General features: G+C 72.5%; 18 protein-coding genes. 16 read left to right on the forward strand and 2 right to left on the reverse strand.

Annotation, left to right across the window (positions count from 1 at the left end; genetic code table 11):
• Window positions 1–74: 74 nt before the first annotated feature.
• The 5 genes from cobA (at window position 75) to cobJ (ending at window position 4,299) form a co-directional block, all read left to right on the forward strand.
• Entirely contained in the window at window positions 75–857 is a 783-nt protein-coding gene (gene cobA / locus RGE_RS09150) for a uroporphyrinogen-III C-methyltransferase (RefSeq protein ID WP_014428075.1), read from the forward strand.
• Between the two features lie 114 nt (window positions 858–971).
• Window positions 972–2,198, forward strand: a complete 1,227-nt coding sequence (locus RGE_RS09155) for an NnrS family protein (protein WP_014428076.1) — start codon at window positions 972–974, stop codon at window positions 2,196–2,198.
• 13 nt (window positions 2,199–2,211) lie between these two features.
• On the forward strand, window positions 2,212–2,841 hold the full coding sequence (locus tag RGE_RS09160; protein WP_014428077.1) for a precorrin-8X methylmutase: 630 nt from the start codon (window positions 2,212–2,214) through the stop codon (window positions 2,839–2,841).
• Window positions 2,842–2,845: 4 nt separating this feature from the next.
• Entirely contained in the window at window positions 2,846–3,571 is a 726-nt protein-coding gene (gene cobI, locus RGE_RS09165; RefSeq protein ID WP_014428078.1) for a precorrin-2 C(20)-methyltransferase, read from the forward strand.
• The gene (gene cobJ / locus RGE_RS09170; RefSeq protein WP_014428079.1) at window positions 3,568–4,299 is read left to right on the forward strand and encodes a precorrin-3B C(17)-methyltransferase; all 732 of its coding nucleotides are present in this window, start codon (window positions 3,568–3,570) and stop codon (window positions 4,297–4,299) included. The genes cobI and cobJ overlap by 4 nt, the downstream gene beginning before the upstream one ends.
• Here the strand turns inward: cobJ and RGE_RS09175 are convergent.
• Window positions 4,278–5,021, reverse strand: coding sequence for a cobalt-precorrin-6A reductase (locus RGE_RS09175; RefSeq protein ID WP_014428080.1), 744 nt, complete (start codon window positions 5,019–5,021; stop codon window positions 4,278–4,280). The two genes, cobJ and RGE_RS09175, sit on opposite strands and share 22 nt — an antisense overlap.
• Here RGE_RS09175 and RGE_RS09180 point away from each other — a divergent pair.
• From RGE_RS09180 to RGE_RS09200, 5 genes are all read left to right on the forward strand, one after another.
• Window positions 5,020–6,201, forward strand: coding sequence for a bifunctional cobalt-precorrin-7 (C(5))-methyltransferase/cobalt-precorrin-6B (C(15))-methyltransferase (locus RGE_RS09180; RefSeq protein ID WP_014428081.1), 1,182 nt, complete (start codon window positions 5,020–5,022; stop codon window positions 6,199–6,201). The genes RGE_RS09175 and RGE_RS09180 overlap by 2 nt on opposite strands.
• Complete coding sequence (locus RGE_RS09185; protein ID WP_198408841.1) at window positions 6,183–6,569, forward strand: cobalamin biosynthesis protein; 387 nt, start codon at window positions 6,183–6,185, stop codon at window positions 6,567–6,569. Before RGE_RS09180 ends, RGE_RS09185 begins: the two co-directional genes overlap by 19 nt.
• A complete protein-coding gene (gene cobM / locus RGE_RS09190; protein WP_014428083.1) occupies window positions 6,566–7,348 on the forward strand; it encodes a precorrin-4 C(11)-methyltransferase in 783 nt (260 codons plus the stop codon). Before RGE_RS09185 ends, cobM begins: the two co-directional genes overlap by 4 nt.
• Window positions 7,345–8,670 carry a cobyrinate a,c-diamide synthase gene (locus RGE_RS09195; protein WP_014428084.1) on the forward strand — a complete coding sequence of 442 codons (1,326 nt, stop codon included), beginning with the start codon at window positions 7,345–7,347 and terminating at the stop codon, window positions 8,668–8,670. Before cobM ends, RGE_RS09195 begins: the two co-directional genes overlap by 4 nt.
• A gap of 240 nt (window positions 8,671–8,910) precedes the next feature.
• Window positions 8,911–11,190, forward strand: coding sequence for a CHASE3 domain-containing protein (locus RGE_RS09200; RefSeq protein ID WP_014428085.1), 2,280 nt, complete (start codon window positions 8,911–8,913; stop codon window positions 11,188–11,190).
• 41 nt (window positions 11,191–11,231) lie between these two features.
• On the opposite strand, the gene RGE_RS09205 is transcribed toward RGE_RS09200, so the two are convergent.
• Window positions 11,232–12,134: a LysR family transcriptional regulator gene (locus tag RGE_RS09205; RefSeq protein WP_014428086.1), complete on the reverse strand. Its 903-nt coding sequence runs from the start codon at window positions 12,132–12,134 to the stop codon at window positions 11,232–11,234.
• A gap of 81 nt (window positions 12,135–12,215) precedes the next feature.
• Here RGE_RS09205 and RGE_RS09210 point away from each other — a divergent pair, with 81 nt between their 5' ends.
• The 6 genes from RGE_RS09210 to RGE_RS09235 all read left to right on the forward strand — a co-directional run bounded on the left by RGE_RS09210 (window position 12,216) and on the right by RGE_RS09235 (window position 17,820).
• Complete coding sequence (locus RGE_RS09210) at window positions 12,216–12,917, forward strand: NADPH-dependent F420 reductase (protein WP_259376278.1); 702 nt, start codon at window positions 12,216–12,218, stop codon at window positions 12,915–12,917.
• A 32-nt stretch (window positions 12,918–12,949) separates the two neighbouring features.
• Window positions 12,950–13,435, forward strand: a complete 486-nt coding sequence (locus RGE_RS09215; protein WP_014428088.1) for a hypothetical protein — start codon at window positions 12,950–12,952, stop codon at window positions 13,433–13,435.
• Between the two features lie 98 nt (window positions 13,436–13,533).
• A complete protein-coding gene (locus RGE_RS09220; protein ID WP_014428089.1) occupies window positions 13,534–14,466 on the forward strand; it encodes a LysR family transcriptional regulator in 933 nt (310 codons plus the stop codon).
• Between the two features lie 91 nt (window positions 14,467–14,557).
• Window positions 14,558–16,711 carry an FUSC family protein gene (locus RGE_RS09225; RefSeq protein WP_148280149.1) on the forward strand — a complete coding sequence of 718 codons (2,154 nt, stop codon included), beginning with the start codon at window positions 14,558–14,560 and terminating at the stop codon, window positions 16,709–16,711.
• Window positions 16,701–16,895: a DUF1656 domain-containing protein gene (locus RGE_RS09230; RefSeq protein ID WP_014428091.1), complete on the forward strand. Its 195-nt coding sequence runs from the start codon at window positions 16,701–16,703 to the stop codon at window positions 16,893–16,895. The genes RGE_RS09225 and RGE_RS09230 overlap by 11 nt, the downstream gene beginning before the upstream one ends.
• Window positions 16,888–17,820, forward strand: coding sequence for a biotin/lipoyl-binding protein (locus RGE_RS09235; protein WP_014428092.1), 933 nt, complete (start codon window positions 16,888–16,890; stop codon window positions 17,818–17,820). The genes RGE_RS09230 and RGE_RS09235 overlap by 8 nt, the downstream gene beginning before the upstream one ends.
• The last annotated feature ends 3 nt before the right edge of the window (window positions 17,821–17,823 follow it).

Below are 17,823 nucleotides of genomic sequence, written 5' to 3' on the forward strand. Positions count from 1 at the left end.
GCCCACAGGATCACCACGCGACGCCACCTCCGGGTGGCGTCGGCGTTTCCGGTGCGCGGGTCCAACGAGTCTCGATGATGGTGAGTGACATTCCAGCCGGCCCCGCCTGCGGCCGCGTGACCCTGCTGGGCGCCGGCCCCGGCGACCCCGAACTGCTGACGATCAAGGGCCTGAAGGCGCTGCAGGGCGCCTCGCTGCTGCTCTACGACGCGCTGGTCAGCGACGAGATCCTGGCGCTGGCGCCGGCTTCGGCCGAGCGGCTGTACGTCGGCAAGCAGGCGTCGCGGCACGCGCTGCCGCAGGACGAGATCATCGCCTTGATGCTGCGCCTGGCGCGCGAGGGGCGCTCGCTGGTGCGGCTCAAGGGCGGCGACGGCTACATCTTCGGCCGCGGCGGCGAGGAGGCGATCGCGCTGGCCGAAGCCGGCGTGCCCTTCGACGTCATCCCGGGGCTGAGCGCCGCGCAGGGCGCCGGCGCCAGCGCCGGCATCCCGCTGACGCACCGCGACCACGCCGCGGCGCTGGTCTTCGCCACCGGCCATCTGCGCGCCGACGGCCAGGGCATCGACCTGGACTGGGCGGCGCTGGCGCGGCCGCGGCAGACGCTGGTCATCTACATGGGCGTCGGCACGCTGGCGCTGATCTGCCGCGAACTGGTCGCGCACGGCCTGCCGGCCGACACGCCGGCGGCCGTCGTCGAACGTGCGACGCTGCCCGACGAGCGCTGCATCACCGGCACCGTGACGACGCTGCCGCAGCTCGCGCTGGAGCAGCGCGTGCGCACGCCGGCGCTGATCGTCGTCGGCAGCGTCGTCGGGCTGCGGCCACTGCTTCGCCAGGCCGGCGCTGCCACATAGAATCCGACCCTGCCTCGCTCAGGGGGATGAAACCCTGACGACCGCTGGTGCCCCGCAGGTGTTTCCGCCGGGGCGCGCTTTTCGATCGGTTGGCTGCGGCTGCCGTACAAGCCGATGGCTCGATCCACAGAACAACCCGCACCGTCCCCGCTGTCCGCCCTCTGGCTCGCGCCGCACCGGCCGCTGTTCCTGATGGCCGGGCTGTGGGCGCTGGCGGCGCTGTTCTGGTGGCAATGGGGCTGGTGGTGGTGGCCCGGGCTGGGCATGCCGACGCTGGGCACGCCGACCCTGTGGCACGTGCACGAGATGGTGTTCGGCTTCGGCGGCGCCTCGGTCGCGGCCTACTTCCTCACCGCGGTGACGAGCTGGACCTCGCGGCCGATGATCGCCGGCCGGCCGCTGATGCTGCTCGTCGCCCTATGGGTCGCGGCGCGGCTGGCGATGCTGCAGGCCGCGCAGTTGCCGCTGGCGCTGCTGCTGGCGCCCGGGGCGCTGTACTTCGGCATGGTGACGTTCTGGCTGCTGCGCGACATCGCCGCCGTGCGTGCCTGGCACAAGCTGGGTTTCCCGGCGGCGATCGCCGCGCTGGGCATCATCGACGCGCTGCTCGTCGTCGCCGCGCACGAGGCCTGGGCCCTGGACGTCGTCGCGCTCAAGCGCGCCGCGGTGATGTTCTTCGCGATGAAGGTCGCGATCATCGCCGGCGGCATGATCCCGGCGTTCACCGCCAACTGGCTGCGCCAGAGCGGCTCGGCCGTGCCGCCGCCGCGCGAGAACCGGCTCGCCAACCGCCTGGGCCTCGTCACGCTGTACCTCGCGCTCGGGCTGACGCTGGCCGGCGCCGAAACCGCCAGCGGCTGGGCGCTGATCCTGGCCGCCCCGGTGCAGGCCTGGCGCTTCTCGGGCTGGCGCTCGCACGCCGTCGGCGGCAACAAGCTGCTGGTGATGATGCACACCACCTTCTGCTCGCTGATCGTCGGGCTGGTCATCGTCGGCGTCTCGCGCCTGGCGCCGGAGTTCTGGCCCGAGCGCGACGCGGTTCACGCGCTGACGATGGGCGCGATGGCCGGCATGGTGATGTCGGTCGCCTCGCGGGCGGCAGCGCGGCGCGGCGAAGGCGGCACGCTCGACGCCGGCCGGCTGCTGCCCGCGGCCTACGTGCTGGTCTGGCTGGGCGCCTGGCTGCGAACCACCGCGCCTTTCCTCTATGGCTGGCTCGACAACCCGGTGGCGCTGGCGGCGCAGCTCTGGTGCGCCGGCTGGGTCGTCTTCCTCGCCGCCTTCGTCCCGACCATCCTCGGCCCGCTGCTGCGCCCCGTGTTCAGCGGCGCCAAGGCCTGAACCTCCGTCCCCCATGCCCCACGTCTACGAAACCGACGGCGCCGCGATCTACCGCCGCTCCTTCGCCACCATCCGCGCCGAAGCCGATCTCGCGCGTTTCGACGCCGACGAGGAGCCGGTCGTCGTCCGCATGATCCACGCCGCCGGCATGGTGGGGCTGGAGCGCCATGTGCGCTTCACGCCCGGCATGGCGGCGGCGGCGCGCGCCGCACTGGCCGCCGGCGCGCCCATCCTCTGCGACGCGCGCATGGTCAGCGAAGGCATCACGCGCGCCAGGCTGCCGGCCGACAACCGCATCGTCTGCACGCTGGACTCGCCCGAGGTGCCGGCCTTGGCCGCCAAGATGGGCAACACGCGTTCGGCCGCGGCGCTGGAACTCTGGCGGCCGATGCTCGCCGGCGCCGTGGTCGCGATCGGCAACGCGCCGACGGCGCTGTTCCACCTGCTCAACATGCTCGAAGACCCGGCCTGCCCGCGGCCTGCGGCGATCATCGGCTGCCCGGTCGGTTTCGTCGGCGCCGCCGAATCCAAGGCCGCGCTGATCGAGGCGCCGCCGGTGCCGGCGGTGGTCGTCGAAGGGCGGCTCGGCGGTTCGGCGATCACGGTGGCGGCGATCAACGCGCTGGCCAGCCGCAAGGAGTAGCGCGGTGGCCAAAGTGATCTGCGCCGGGCTGGGCCCCGGCGACCCCGACCTCGTCAGCCTGCGCGCCGCGCGGGCCATCGGCGCCGCCCGCCAGGTGGCCTACTTCCGCAAGGCCGGCCGCCCGGGCCAGGCGCGGCGCATCGCCGCCGAGCTGCTGCACCCCGAGGCCGTCGAGCTGGCGATGGAGTACCCGGTGACGACCGAGCTGCCGGTCGACGGCGAGGAGTACAACGACGCGCTCGCCGGCTTCTACGACGACTGGGCCGAGCGCCTCGTGGCGCTGCCCGGCGAGGTGGTCGTGCTCTGCGAAGGCGACCCCTTCTTCTACGGCTCGTTCATGCACCTGTACGTGCGCCTGCGCGGCCGTGTCGAGCTGGAGGTCATCCCCGGCATCCCCGGCATGGCCGGCTGCTGGAACGCCACCGGCGAGCCCATCACCTGGGGCGACGACGTGATGACCGTGTTGCCGGGCACGATGCCCGAGGCCGAGCTCGTAGCGCGCATGCGTGCCGCCGACGCGCTGGTGGTGATGAAGACCGGCCGCAACCTGCCCAAGGTGCGGCGCGCGCTGGCCGCCGCCGGCCGGCTGGACGCCGCCTGGCTGGTCGAACGCGGCACGATGCCCGGCGAGCGTGTGTTGCGCCTGGCCGAGACCGACCCCGAGGACTGTCCGTACTTCGCGATCGTGCTGGTGCACGGCCACGGGCGGCGGCCGGAGGTTCGCTCATGAGCGGCTGGGTCACCGTCGCCGGGTTGGGGCCCGGCTCCGACGCCCTCGTCACGCCCGAAGTCAGCGCCGCGCTGGCCGAGGCCACCGACATCGTCGGCTACATCCCCTACGTCGCGCGTGTCGCCGCACGCCCCGGGCTGCGCCTGCACGCCAGCGACAACCGCGTCGAGGTCGAACGGGCGCGCCACGCGCTGGAGCTGGCGGCAGCCGGCGCGCGTGTCGTCATCGTCTCCTCCGGCGACCCCGGCGTGTTCGCGATGGCCGCTGCGCTGTTCGAGGCGCTGGAAGCCGCGCCCGAACACCAGCAGCTCGACATCCGCGTGCTGCCCGGCATCACCGCGATGCTGGCCGCCGCCGCGCGTGCCGGCGCGCCGCTGGGCCACGACTTCTGCGCCATCAACCTGTCGGACAACCTCAAACCCTGGGCGCTGATCGAAGCCCGGCTGCGCGCCGCGGCCCAGGCCGACTTCGCGATGGCGTTCTACAACCCGCGCTCGCGCAGCCGGCCCGAAGGCTTCGCGCGGGTGCTCGAACTGCTGCGCGAAGCCTGCGGCGGCGAGCGCCTGATCACCTTCGCGCGCGCCGTGTCGACGCCCGAGGAGCAGCTCGTCACCGTCACGCTGGCCGAAGCGACGCCCGAGATGGCCGACATGCGCACCGTCGTGCTGGTCGGCAACTCGGCGACGCGCCGCGTCGGCCGCTGGGTCTACACGCCGCGTTCGGCATGAAGCCAGGCCAGCACCTCGGCGACGGTCTCGACGCTCGCGCGCGGCGGCAGCGCCGGGCGGTCGACGACGATCACCGGCAGGCCCAGCGTGCGCGCCGCGTCGAGCTTGGCGCGTGCGCCTTCGCCGCCGGCGTTCTTGGTCACGATGCGCGTGATGCGGCGCGAGCGCAGCAGTTCCAGGTCGTCGTCGTAACCGAAGGGCCCGCGCGAGATCACCGCCTCGGCGTCGGGCAGCGGCAGCGCGCCTTCGGGCGGGTCGACCAGGCGCAGCAGGTAGTGGTGCTGCGGCTTGGCCGCGAAGGCCGCCAGGTGCTGGCGGCCGATCGCGAGGAAGACACGCTCGGGTGTCGCGGGCAGCGCCGCGGCCGCAGCGTCGAGGTCGGCCACGTGCGTCCAGTCGTCGCCCGGGCCTGCCGCCCAGGGCCGGCGCTCCAGCGCGATCAGCGCGGTGCCGGTGGCGGCGCAGGCGGCCACCGCGTTGCGGCTCATCTGCGCCGCGAACGGGTGCGTCGCGTCGACGACGTGGCTGATGCCTTCGGCGCGCAGCCAGGCCGCCAGGCCGTCGGCGCCGCCGAAGCCGCCGACCCGGATCGGCAGCGGCTGCGCCACCGGCGCCGCGGTGCGGCCGGCGTAGGAGAACACCGCCTCGACGCCGTCGCGCGCGAGCGCGGCGGCCATTCGGCTGGCTTCGGTGGTGCCTCCCAACAAGAGGACGCGTGTCATGTCTGAACCCTGGCTCTCGATCATCGGTCTCGGCGAGGACGGCCTGGCCGGCCTCGGCGCCAGCGCGCGTAACGCGCTCGGCGCGGCCGAGATTGTCTTCGGTGGCGCACGCCACCTCGCGCTGGCCGACGTCGGCACGCGTGGCCGCGAGTGGCCCGTGCCCTTCGACGTCGCCCCGGTGCTGGCCTTGCGCGGCCGGCCGGTGGCCGTGCTGGCCTCGGGCGACCCGTTCTGGCACGGCGCCGGCGGCACGCTGACGGCGCGGCTGGCGGCGGGTGAGTGGCGCGCCTATCCGGCTGCCGGCTGCGTGTCGCTGGCCGCGGCGCGCCTGGGCTGGCGGCTGGAAGAGACCACCTGCCTGGGCCTGCACGCCGCGCCTTTCGAGCGCCTGCTGCCGCATCTGGCGCACGGCGCACGCGCGCTGTGCCTGCTGCGCGACGGCGCCGCCGGCGCCGCATTGGCTGCCTGGCTGGCCGAACACGGCTGGGGCGCCAGCCGCGTCTGGCTGATGGAGGCGCTGGGCGGCCCGAACGAACGTGTGCGCGAGACCACCGCCGCGGCCTACGCGCTGCACGACGCCGTGTCGCCCGCGCTGCTGGCCGTCGAGGCCGCCGGCGGCCGGCCGCTGCCACGCTGCGCCGGCCTGCCCGAGGCGCTGTTCGCGCACGACGGCCAGATCACCAAGTCGCCGGTGCGTGCGCTGACGCTGGCCGCGCTGGCGCCGCGCCCGGGCGAGCTGCTGTGGGACGTCGGCGCCGGCTCGGGCTCGGTCTCGATCGAGTTCTGCCTCGCCGGCGGCCGCGCGCTGGCCGTCGAGACACGCGCCGAGCGGGTCGCCAACATCGAAGCCAACGTGCGCCGCTTCGGCCTGCAGGACCGGCTGACCGTCGTCGAAGGCCATGCGCCGCAGGCGCTGGACGCGCTGCCGGCGCCCGACGCGGTCTTCGTCGGCGGAGGCCTGGACGAAGCCGTGTTCGACGCCATCTGGGCGCGCCTGGCGCCCGGCGCGCGCCTGGTCGCCAACGGCGTGACGCTGGAGACCGAGGCGCTGCTGGCGACGCTGCACGCGCGCCACGGCGGCGAGCTGCTGCGCATCGAACTCGCGCGTGCCGCGCCGCTGGGACGGATGCGGGGCTGGCAGCCGGCGCGTCCCGTGGTCCAGTGGACGGTCTGCAAATGATCGTCGCCGGCCTGGGCTTTCGCAGCAGCGCCGGCGTCGAGTCGCTGCGTGCGGCGCTGGCCGCCGCGGGCGGGCAGGGCGCCGAGGCGCTGGCGACCAGCGAGCGCAAGGCCTCCGCGCCGGCGATGCAGGCGCTGGCCGCCGAGACCGGCCTGCCGGTGCTGGCGCTGCCCGAAGCCCTGCTGGCGACGCAAGCCACCCTCACCGAGTCGGCGCGGGTGCGCCGCCTCACCGGCGCCGGCAGCCTGGCCGAAGCCGCCGCGCTGGCCGGCGCCGGCCCTGGCGCGCGGTTGCTGGGCGAGCGCGCCGTGTCGGCCGACGGTCTGGCGACCGCGGCCCTGGCCCAATCTCCGAAGGACGAACGATGACGGTCCATTTCATCGGCGCCGGCCCCGGCGCCGCCGACCTGCTGACGCTGCGTGGCCGCGACCTGATCGCCACCAGCCCCGTGTGCCTGTACGCCGGTTCGCTGGTGCCCGAAGGCGTGCTCGCGCACTGCCCGCCGGGCTGCCGCATCGTCAACACCGCGCCGCTGAGCCTGGACCAGATCGTCGACGAGATCGCCGCCGCGCACGCGCGTGGCCAGGACGTCGCGCGCCTGCATTCCGGCGATTTGTCGATCTGGTCGGCGATGGGCGAGCAGCTGCGCCGGCTGCGCGCGCTGGGCATCCCCTACGACGTGACGCCCGGCGTGCCGTCGTTCGCCGCCGCCGCCGCGGCGCTGGGCGCCGAGCTGACGCTGCCCGGCGTCGCCCAGTCGCTGGTGCTGACGCGCACCTCGGGCCGCGCCAGCGCGATGCCCGAGGGCGAGAACCTCGCCGCCTTCGCCGCCACCGGCGCCACGCTGGCCATCCATCTGTCGGTGCACGTGCTGGCCCAGGTCGTCGCCGAGCTGCGCCCGCACTACGGCGACGACTGCCCGGTGGCCGTGGTCTGGCGCGCCAGCTGGCCCGACCAGCGCATCGTGCGCGCGACGCTGGCGACGCTGGACGCGGCCGTCGGCGCCGAGATGGAGCGCACGGCGCTGATCCTCGTCGGCCGCACGCTGGGCACCGAAGACTTCGACGAAAGCCGGCTCTACGCCGTCGACTACGACCGGCGCTACCGGCCGACGGGCGCCTCGCCGCGGTTCCCCGAGACACGATGATCCCGCCCGGGCTGCTGGTCGCGGCGCCCGCCTCGGGCTGCGGCAAGACGACGGTGACGCTGGGCCTGCTGGCCGCCTGGCGCGCTGCCGGGCTGGCCGTGCAGCCGTTCAAGAACGGCCCCGACTACATCGACCCGGCCTTCCACTCGGCGGCTGCCGGCCGCGCTTCGTTCAACCTGGACAGCTGGGCGATGGGCCGCGAGCGGGTCGCCGGCCTGCTGGGCGCGGCCGAGGGCTGCGACCTGCTGCTGGCCGAAGCCTCGGTGGGCCTGTTCGACGGCGCCGTGACACCCGGCGAATGGGGCCGCGGCGCCGGCGCCGACCTGGCCGAAGCCTTCGGCTGGCCGGTGCTGCTGGTGCTGGACGTGCGTGGCCAGGCGCAGTCGGCCGCCGCGGTGACGCTGGGCTTCGCCAGTCTGCGCCCGGGCCTGAAGCTCGCCGGCGTGCTGCTGAACCGCGTCGGCAGCGCGCGCCACGAGGCGACCGTGCGCAGCGCGGTCGAGGCCGCGGGCTTCCGCGTCTTCGGTGCGCTGCCGCGCGACGCCGCCGTGGCCTTGCCCGAACGCCACCTGGGCCTGGTGCAGGCCGAGGAACTGCCCGAACGCGCCGCGACGCTGGCCGCGCTGGGCCGGCTGGTCGCCGAACACGTTGACCTGGACGCGCTGCGTGCTGCCGCCGCGGGTGCCTGCGAGCCCAAGCCGGCGTTGCCGCTGCCACCGCCGGGCGCGCGCATCGCGCTGGCGCGCGACGCCGCCTTCTCCTTCGTCTACCCGCATTTGCTGGACGCCTGGCACGCCGCCGGCGCGGCGCTGCTGCCGTTCTCGCCGCTGGCCGACGAAGCGCCCGACGACAGCGCCGACGCCTGCTGGCTGCCCGGCGGCTACCCCGAGCTGCACGCCGGCCGCCTGGCCGCCGCCACACGCTGGCGCGACGGCCTGCGCGCCTTCGCGCGCACGCGGCCGGTGCACGGCGAATGCGGCGGCTACATGGCGCTGGGCGCAATGCTGGAAGACGCCGACGGCAGCCGCCACGCGATGGCCGGGCTGCTGGGTCTGGAAACCTCGTTCCGCAAACGCCGCCTGCACCTGGGCTACCGCCTCGCCGAGCTGCAGGTGCCGCTGCCCGGTTATGCCGCCGGCACGCGGCTGCGTGGCCACGAGTTCCACTACGCCAGCGTGCTCGCCCAGCCCGACGCGCCGCTGGCGCGCATCGTCGACGCCGACGGCCGCGAGGTCGCCGAGACCGGCTCGTGGCGGGCGCTGGACGGCGGCGGGCGGGTGAGCGGCAGCTTTTTTCATCTCGTGGCGCCGGCTGCGGGCTGACGCCCGGGCGTTCGTCCCACCGGGGGAAGCAATGCCCCTACCGCCGGGTAATGCCGGTAGCACGCTCCGGGCCGTGGGCCTACGGTGCACTCGGGTTCGCCGTTTGCTGCTCGTGCCGACGTCTCAGAACCTGCGACAGCTTTGCCGGAGGGTCCAGATGGCGCCTCACACTGAACGGGAACAGCCCCCGCCCCCGGGCACCCGCCGCACGCCGGCCCCAGTCCCAACCCGGCCCTGACCATGCTGCCGCGCTGGCGCGGGCAGGTGTCGGGCGAGGCCGCCGTGTCCCGCGGGCGCGTTTCGATGGCGACGGTCTTCGTCGTCGTCGTCTCGGTGGCGCTGGCGGTGCTGGGCGTGAGCAGCATCGCCAAGCTGCGCAGCGACGCCAAGCAGGTGGCGCACACCAGCGAGGTGCTGGCGGCCCTGGGCATGGCGCTGGAGCTGACGGTCGATGCCGAGACCTCCGAACGCGGCTTCGTGCTGACTTCCAAGCCCGAGTACCTGCAGCCCTACCGCCGTGCGGCGCGCTCCAGCCTGCTGGAGCTGGACAAGCTGCAGCGCCTGGTGGCCGACAACCCGGTGCAGGCCGAGCGCCTGGTGGCGCTGCGCGACATGACCGAGAAGCGCCTGGACCTCATCGACCAGGTGGTGGACCTGCACACCGTCAAGGGCTTTGACGCCGCTCGCGACCTGATCGCCACCGGCGAAGGCAAGCGGATGCAGGACCAGATCCGCGCCGCCGTCGAGCAGATGCGTGCCGAGGAGCGCGGCCTGCTCGCCGAGCGCGAGAGCCAGTCGGCACGGAGCGCGATGCTGGCGCAGCTGCTGATCGGCGGCGCCGCGATCGCGATGCTGGCCGTGGTGCTGTTCTCCTGGGCCAAGCTGGAGCAGCGCAACGAGCAGCTGGCGCAGGCCAACGCCGTCAAGTCGGACTTCGTCGCCAGCATGAGCCACGAGATCCGCACGCCGATGAACGCGATCATCGGCCTGACGCAGCTGCTGGAGCGCGAGCCGCTGGCGCGCGAGCAGGCCGAGATGGTGCAGCGCATCCGCACCGCCGGGCGCTCGCTGATGGCCATCATCAACGACATCCTGGACCTGAGCCGCATCGAGGCCGGGCGCATGCGGCTGGACAGCCGCAGCTTCGTGCTCGGCCAGCTGCTGATCCAGATCGACAGCCTGCTGGCGCCGATGGCGCGCGACAAAGGCCTGTCGCTGCGCATCGAGTCGGCGCTGGCCTCGTCGCTGCAGCGCAGCCTGGTCGGCGACCCGCAGCGCCTGGAGCAGGTGCTGGTCAACCTCGTCGGCAACGCGATCAAGTTCACCGAACACGGCGAGATCGTCGTGCGCACGCGCGTCATCGAGCAGGACGACACGCAGGTCAAGCTGCGCTTCGAGGTGCAGGACACCGGCATCGGCATCCGGCCGCAGCAGATCCGCGAGCTGTTCGAGCCCTTCTCGCAGGCCGACTCGGGCCTGGCGCGGCGCCAGGGCGGCACCGGGCTGGGGCTGTCGATCAGCAAGCGGCTGGTGGAGCTGATGGGCGGGCGCATCGGCGCCGACAGCGTGCAGGGCGTGGGCAGCACCTTCTGGTTCGAGCTCGGCTTCACGCTGGGCAACGGCCACGACGCCCAGCACCCGGTCTACGCCCGCACGCCGATGGCGGCGCAAGGCCCGCGCCTGCAGGGCATGCGCCTGCTGGCGGTGGACGACAACGACACCAACCTCGACCTGCTGAGCCGCGCGCTGCTGCTCGAAGGCGCCGAAGCGACCGCGGCGCGCGACGGCCAGCAGGCCGTCGTCACGCTGCGCAGCAACCCCGACGCCTTCGATGCCGTGCTGATGGACCTGCAGATGCCGGTGATGGACGGCTACGAGGCCACGCGCGTCATCCGCCAGCAGCTCGGCTTGAACCAGGTGCCGATCATCATCTTCTCGGCGGCCGTGCTGGTGGAGGAGCAGCAGCGCGCGATGGACGTCGGCGCGACGCAGTTCCTGTCCAAGCCGGTCGACATCGAGGAACTGGTGGCCGTGCTGTCGCGCCACGTGCGCCACGGCGCACCCGCCGAAGCCCCGGCCCTGCCGGCGCCCGCCGCCGAACCGCCGGCCGCCATGCCGCCGGCACCCGCCGCTGCGCCGGGGCCCGTCGGCACCGAGTGGCCGGCGATGGCCGGCGTCGAGGTCCAGCGTGTGCACCGGCTGCTCAAGGGCGACTTCGGGCGCTTCGTGCGGCTGTGCGTGAAGCTGCTGGAGCAGGGCGACGTCGCCGTCGCCAGCGTGCGCGCCGGGCTGGCCGAGGGCGACAGCAAACGCGCGCTGGAAGCGCTGCACAGCCTGCGCGGCGCCGCGCTGACCGTCGGCGCCGCCGAGCTGGCCGCCACCGTCGCCGCGCTCGAAACCGCTGTGCGCGCCGGCAGCCTGTCCCCCGACCCGGCGCAGCGGCTGGCCGACGCGCTGGAGGCGCTGCAGCGCAGCGTCGCGCCGTGGCTGCATCTGGCGAAGGACGGGACGGCGGTCTGAGCCGTCGCAGGGTCGGCGCGCACCGCCGGGCGCGGAACGCCTCAGTCGACCGCCCAGGGCGGACTGCGAAACGCTTCTGCGAGGTAGTCGATCAGCAGCCGCACCTTCGGGGACACGAACTTGCGTGACGGGTAGACCGCGAACACGTCCAGGCTGATCGACCGGTACTCCGGCAGCACCTCCACCAGCGTGCCGGCCCGAAGGTCGCCGCCGACGAGAAACGAGGGCTGCAGGACGATCCCTCCGTGCTCCAGCGCGATGGCCCGGCAAGTGTCGCCGTTGTTGCTACGCATCCGGGGCGAGATCGGCACGACGACACGGCCCTCGGGACCGTCGAACTCCCAGGTCTCGCCCATCGACAGCAGGCTGTAAGAGGCGATGTCGTGCTGCGCGAGATCGGCGGGCGTCTTCGGCTGCCCGCGCCGCTTCAGGTAAGCGGGCGATGCGCAGAGGATCACGCGCGTCGTGGCCAGCTTGCGGCTGACCAGCGAAGACGAAGGCAGGCGCGCGATGCGCACCGCGAGGTCGAAGCCTTCGTCGACGAGGTCGGCTACCCGGTCCGACAGCGTGACGTCCAGGCGTACCTTGGGGTGCCGGGTCATGAACGGCGCCCACAGCGGTGCCAGGAACAGCAGCCCGAAGCTCAGCGGCGCCGTGATCTTCAGCTGGCCTTCGGCCTCGCCCCGGCGGGCCGTGATCTCGCCTTCCACCTCGGCCACCTGGTCCAGCAGTTCCTTGGAGCGCGCGTAGAAGACCTCGCCTTCTTCGGTGAGCGAGAGCTTGCGCGTCGTCCGGTTGAGCATGCGCACGCCGAGCCGCGACTCGAGTTCGGCCACGTAGCGCGAGACCGCCGGCTTGGACATCTCCAGCGCGTCCGACGCACCGACGAAGCTGCCGGCGTCGACGACGGCGGTGAACACCTGCATCTCCAGGAACTTGTCCATTTGTACCGATTAGTGGAACAACAAATCTCTCCAAAGCAAGTTTATCTCTCGATGCGTAATTTTTAGAGTTGCATCCATGCGCTGACGGACCGACCGGGGCGCAGCGGGCCGCAAAGCCCCACTTCAAACAGCCAACAGCAAGGATCCAACATGAAGACTCTCGTCATCGGTGCCGGCAACATGGGTTCGGCCTTCGTCAAGCAGCTCCACGCCGCGGGCCATCAGGTGAGCGTCGTCGCCGCCGACCCGGCGAAGGCCGAGGCGCTGGCCGCGCAGCACAGCGGCGTGCGTGCCGTGGCGGCTGCCGGTGCGGCCCGCGACCAGGACGTGATCGTGCTCGCCACGCCCTACGGCGAAGCCGTGAACGCGCTGCGTTCGCTGGGCGACGTGGCCGGCAAGGTGGTGATCGACATCACCAATCCGCTGACGCCCGACTACATGGGCCTGACGATCGGCCACGACACCAGCGCCGCCGAGGAGATCGCCCGCGCCGTGCCCGAGGCCGTCATCGTCAAGGCCTTCAACACCGTATTCGCCCAGGTGCTGGCGGCCGGTGCCGATTTCGGCAACGGGCAGACGGTGAGCGTGTTCGTCGCATCCGACAGCGAGCCGGCCAAGGAGAGCGTCAAGGCGCTGGTCCGCAGCCTGGGCTTCGCGCTCGTCGATGCCGGCGGCCTGAAGAACGCGCGCTATCTGGAGCCGCTGGGCGGCCTGAACATCTACCTGGGTTACGGCGCAGGGCAGGGCACCGGCATCGCGCCCGCCTGGATCCACAAGGCCTGATACGGCCCGCCGGGCCGCAGGGGAGCGAGACCATGCATGACGACACACGCCGACCGGCACGGGTCGAACTCGACATCGGCCACGAGAGCAGCACGCTGCTCGTGGCCGGTGCCGGGAGCGAGCCGTCGCGCACGCCGATCGACCTCGGCCAGGCGAACGTGCGTCCCGGCCCGTTCGCCAGCGAGCCGCCCGGTGCGCTGGAGCTCGAGGCGGCGATCGAGATCGTCGAAGAGCAGCTGATGCCGCTGGTTCGTGCCGTGCCCAGGCCTGCCGAGCTGAGCACGACGGCGAGCGGCGTGGACTTGCACGCCGCGATCGCCGCCGCGCTGGGCCGCGCGCCTTCGGTGCCGGTGCGCATCGACGAGGTCGAGGCGGCGTTCTCGCATCTGGCGTCGCTGGCCGTGGGCATGCCGCCGCGTGGCGACGATCCGCTGCGGCACGCCGGCGCGGCCGCCGCGTTGCTGATCCTGCGCGAGTGGATGCACCACGCAGGCTTCGACGCGGTCCGCCTGGGCTAGCGCCCGGCCGTGTTCACCCAGCGCCTCTTGGAATCGTGCGGCCTGAGCATTCCTTCATCCATATGATTCCGTTCTGGTTAATCACCTGAAGCGACGTCATGGCCCGTCCCGATCTCAACCTGCTGCTGGCGCTGGACGTGTTGCTGGACGAGGGCAGCGTCGTCGGCGCGGCGCGTCGCATGCACCTGAGCCCGCCGGCGATGAGCCGGACCCTGAGCCGCATCCGGGAGGAACTGGGCGATCCGGTGTTCGTCCAGGTGGGCCGCAAACTCGTGCCGACGGCCAAGGCGCTGGCGATGCGCGAGCAGGTGCGACTGGTGGTCGAGCAGGCCTCGCGGGTGTTCGCCTCCGGCGCCGAGGTCGACCTCCGGTCGCTGGACAGGCGTTTCAACGTCCGGGCCACCGACGAGTTCGTCACCGTCCATCTGGGCCGGCTGCTGGATGCGATGGCCAGGGAGATGCCGCGCGCGATGCTGCGTTTCTCGCCGGAAGAAGACGACGTCGACGAAGAGGCGCTGCGAAGCGGCCGTATCGACCTGTTCATCAGCGCTTCGCGCAAGCTGCGGCCGGAGATCCGCGTGCAGTCCTTGTTCACCACGACCTTCGTCGGCGTCGCACGCGCGGATCACCCGATCTTCGACGGCGAGATCGCGGCCGAGAGCCTGACGCGCTGGGAGCACATCAACGTGTCCCGGCGCGGCAAGGCCGTCGGGCCGATCGACGCTGCGCTGGACGCACAAGGCCTGCGCCGGCACGTCGCGCTGGTGGTGCCCAGTCCCTATTCGGCCTTGTTCACGCTGCAGGACTCGGATCTGCTGCTGCCCCTGCCCAGGCTGCTGGCCCGCAGTGCGCTCGCCGCGGGCCTGCGCATCCGCCTGTTCGAGCTGCCGATGCCGCTGGAAACCGTGCTGCTGACGCAGGCCTGGCATCCTCGCCACGACGAAGACCCGGCCCATCGATGGCTGCGGCACACGATCCACGCCCTTTGCAGCGAAGACCAGACGCCAGCGGCTGCTCATGCAGCGCCGTAGGCGACCGCACTTCGAATAGGTGCGTCTAGCGCAATCGTGCGCTTGCAAGAAACTCACTTTTCGGAACGATCCGGCGTTTCTACAGTGATGCATGTCGATCACTGCAGAAGGGTTCCACGTGCATTCCACGAACGTGCCGCCGGCACATTCGAGCCTTCTCTCCCGTTGCCGGGACGGGCTCGCGCGTGGGCTGCGACCCCTGGACCTGACGACGCCGCAGGCCACCTACGTGATGCGGTCGATTCTGGCCGCCTGCCTGGCGCTGGTGGCCGCCTATCTGCTGGACCTGCACGCGCCGTACGCGGCGGCCTCCAGCGTGCTGCTCGTCATCAACCCCGTGCAGGGCGCCGTGGTCGGCAAAGGGGTGTGGCGCGTGCTGGGCACGCTGGCCGGCATGCTGGCGGCCTTCGTGCTGATGAGCGCCTTCGGGCAGATGCCCTGGTTGTTCCTGCTCGGCTTCGGCCTGTGGCTGGGGATCTGCGTCGTCGGCATGACGCTGCTGCGCCATTTCCGCGCCTATGGCGCCACGCTGGCCGGCTACACCGTCGGTCTGGCGGCCTATGGCGCCATGCAGCATCCGGAACTCAGCTTCGATCAGGTGATGGGGCGCGGCGCTTCGGTGTTGATCGGGGTCGTGAGCCTGGCCGTGGTGTCGGCAGTGTTCAGCACCCGCAGCGTGCGCACTCGTCTGGCCCTGCAGTTGGACCGCCTGGCCGCTGCCACCGCGAGCGTTCTGGCGACCGACCACCAGGCCATTCACGGCAGCGGCGTGCCGGATGGCCGGCCCCTGGATGCACGCCGGCGCCAGCTCATCGTCGACGTCTATGGCGTGGACGATCTGCTGGCGCTGGGCAAGGCCGAGTCAGCCGACCTGGCGCATCACGCCGGCACGGTGCGGCAGACGATGGTGTCGCTGTTTTCCGCGCTGGTCGGAGGCGCCCCGCCGATGCGCGAGAACAGTGCCAGCCTCCAGGCGCTGAGATCGCTGCAGCCTGACTGGGAGTGCGCCTGGCACGAGGCCGCCGAGGCCCTGGCGCGGGAGCCCGGCGCCACCGGGCGGGCGCGGGCCGCCGACGTGCTGAACGGCCTGCGCGTGCGGCTGGCGCGCAGGCTGGAGACGAGCTCGCTCGAGCAGGCGTCCGAGCAGGCCGCGCTGATGATCGCCGGCGACCGTCTGCTCGAACAGCTCGACGATTACCTGGAGGCCCTCGACGGCATTGAGCGTTTCCATCGGCCCAGGCCGACGGCGGCGCGGGTGTCCGTGCCGTTCCACCGCGACACCTCGGCCGCCGTCCAGAACGGCTTGCGCGCGCTGCTGACCGTGACGATGGGCGGCGCGTTCTGGCTCGCCACCGGGTGGACGCACGGCAACCTGATGCTCGCCGGCCTGGCGGCGGCCTGCGCGCTGCTGTCCACGGCGCCCAATCCCGCGCTGGGCGCAGTCGAGTTCATCAAGGGCACGGTGGCCGCCGTCGTGATGGCCGGCCTGTGCCGGTTCGGCGTGTTGCCGCAGGTCTCGGGGCTGCCGCTGTTGCTGGTGGTCCTGTCGCTGTTCTGGCTGCCCGGCGTCTACGCCACGACGATGCCCCGCCATGCCTTGGCCGGCGTCGCCTATCTGGTCGCCTTCACGACGCTGGCAGCGGCCGACAACACGATGCACTACGACTTCGCGCTGTTCCTCGACAGCGCCGTCGCCTGGATCCTGGCGACGTGTTTCACGCTGCTGGGTTTCAGGATCGTGTTGCCGCGCAACCTGGCGCGCGACGCCCGCCGTTTGCGCCAGCGCATCCGCGACGAGGCGCTGGGCACCTTGCGCGGTGAGCTGCCCGACGCGAAAGCCTGGCAGTGGCGGCAGCAGCATCGCACCGCGCAGCTCGGTGCCTTGCTCAGGACGCAGCCCGAGGCGATGGACCGCGCGGTCGCGCGTGCGCTCGCCAGCATTCACCTGGGCCGGGAAGTCCTGCGTCTGCGCCGATGGCAGCGCCGGGCCCCCGAGGATGCCCAGCTGCATCGTGTGCTGGTCGTCGCGCTGCGCCACATGCGCCAGCGGGCCGCCGATCCCGCACGGGCCGCACGACATGCGCGCCGCGCGGCGAGGTCCTTGTCGCGCCTGTCACGGCTCTCGGCTGCCGCCGCAGCCGAAACGCGGCGGCTCGGCGTCGTGCTGCTGGACATCGCCGCGCTGCTGGAAGGCCACGCCGAGGAGGCGCCACGAGAAGCTGGAGGACGAGCCCATGCTCAGTGAGTTCTCGCTGGCCGGCATCGGCCTGCCGCCGTTCTTCGTCTACGCGTGTGTCGCCTTGCCGGTCTACCTGGGCATCCGCTTCGTGCTCGCGCGCGGCGGCGTGTTGCGCTGGGTCTGGCACCCCGGCTTGTTCGAGTTCGCGATTTCGCTGTGCCTCGTTTCGATGTTGATTCTCTATGTCTGATCGTTCATCCGCCGTCCACACGTTCCTGAAGGCAGGGCTGACGCTGGCCGTGGTCATCGCCGCCGGCTTCCTGGTGAGCGCGCTGTGGCGTGCCTATGTCCTGGCCCCCTGGACACGCGATGGCCGCGTCGGCGCGCAGATCGTGCGCATCGCCCCGCAGGTGTCCGGCACCGTGGCCGAGGTTTCGGTGGCGGACGATCAATACGTCAAACAGGGCGACGTTCTCTATCGCATCGACAGCGCCGATTTCAGGCTGGCCCTGGCACAGGCCGAGGCGCACCTGGCGTCGGCGAGCGCTTCATGGCGCCAGAAGACGAACGATGCCATGCGGCGCCAGGGCATGGAGGGCCTGGTGCCCGCCGAAGAGGTCCAGCGTGCGAATCAGGCCGTGGCCATTGCCCAGGCCGAGCTGCGCAGCGCCCAGCTCGCCGTGGACAGGGCGAAGCTGGACCTGGCGCGCACCGTGCTGCGCGCGCCGGTGGACGCTTATGTCACGCGGCTGCGCCTGAGCAAGGGCGACTACGCGCTGGCGTCGCAGCCGAACGTCTCGCTGGTCGACGCCAGGAGCTTCTGGATCACCGGCTACTTCGAGGAAACCAAGTTGCGCGGCATCCGTCCCGGCGCCGCGGCGCGGATCCGGCTGATGGGGTTCGACGAAGTGCTGCCCGGCCGGGTGGCGAGCATCGGCCGCGGCATTGCCGACAGCAACCAGCAGGCCGATGCGCAGGGCTTGCCGAGCGTGGAGCCCAGCTTCAGCTGGGTGCGCCTGGCGCAGCGCATCCCCGTGCGTGTCGAATTCGAGCGGCTCCCGCACGGGCTCGTACTGGCGGCCGGCATGACGGGCAGCATCGAAGTCGTCGCTCCGGCGGGAGACGACCCGGTGCCCGCGGGCCGGCTCATCTCGCTGCTGCAGCGCTGGATGTGAGGG

The organism is Rubrivivax gelatinosus IL144 (assembly GCF_000284255.1).
GTDB classification, from domain to species: Bacteria; Pseudomonadota; Gammaproteobacteria; order Burkholderiales; family Burkholderiaceae_C; genus Rubrivivax; species Rubrivivax gelatinosus_A.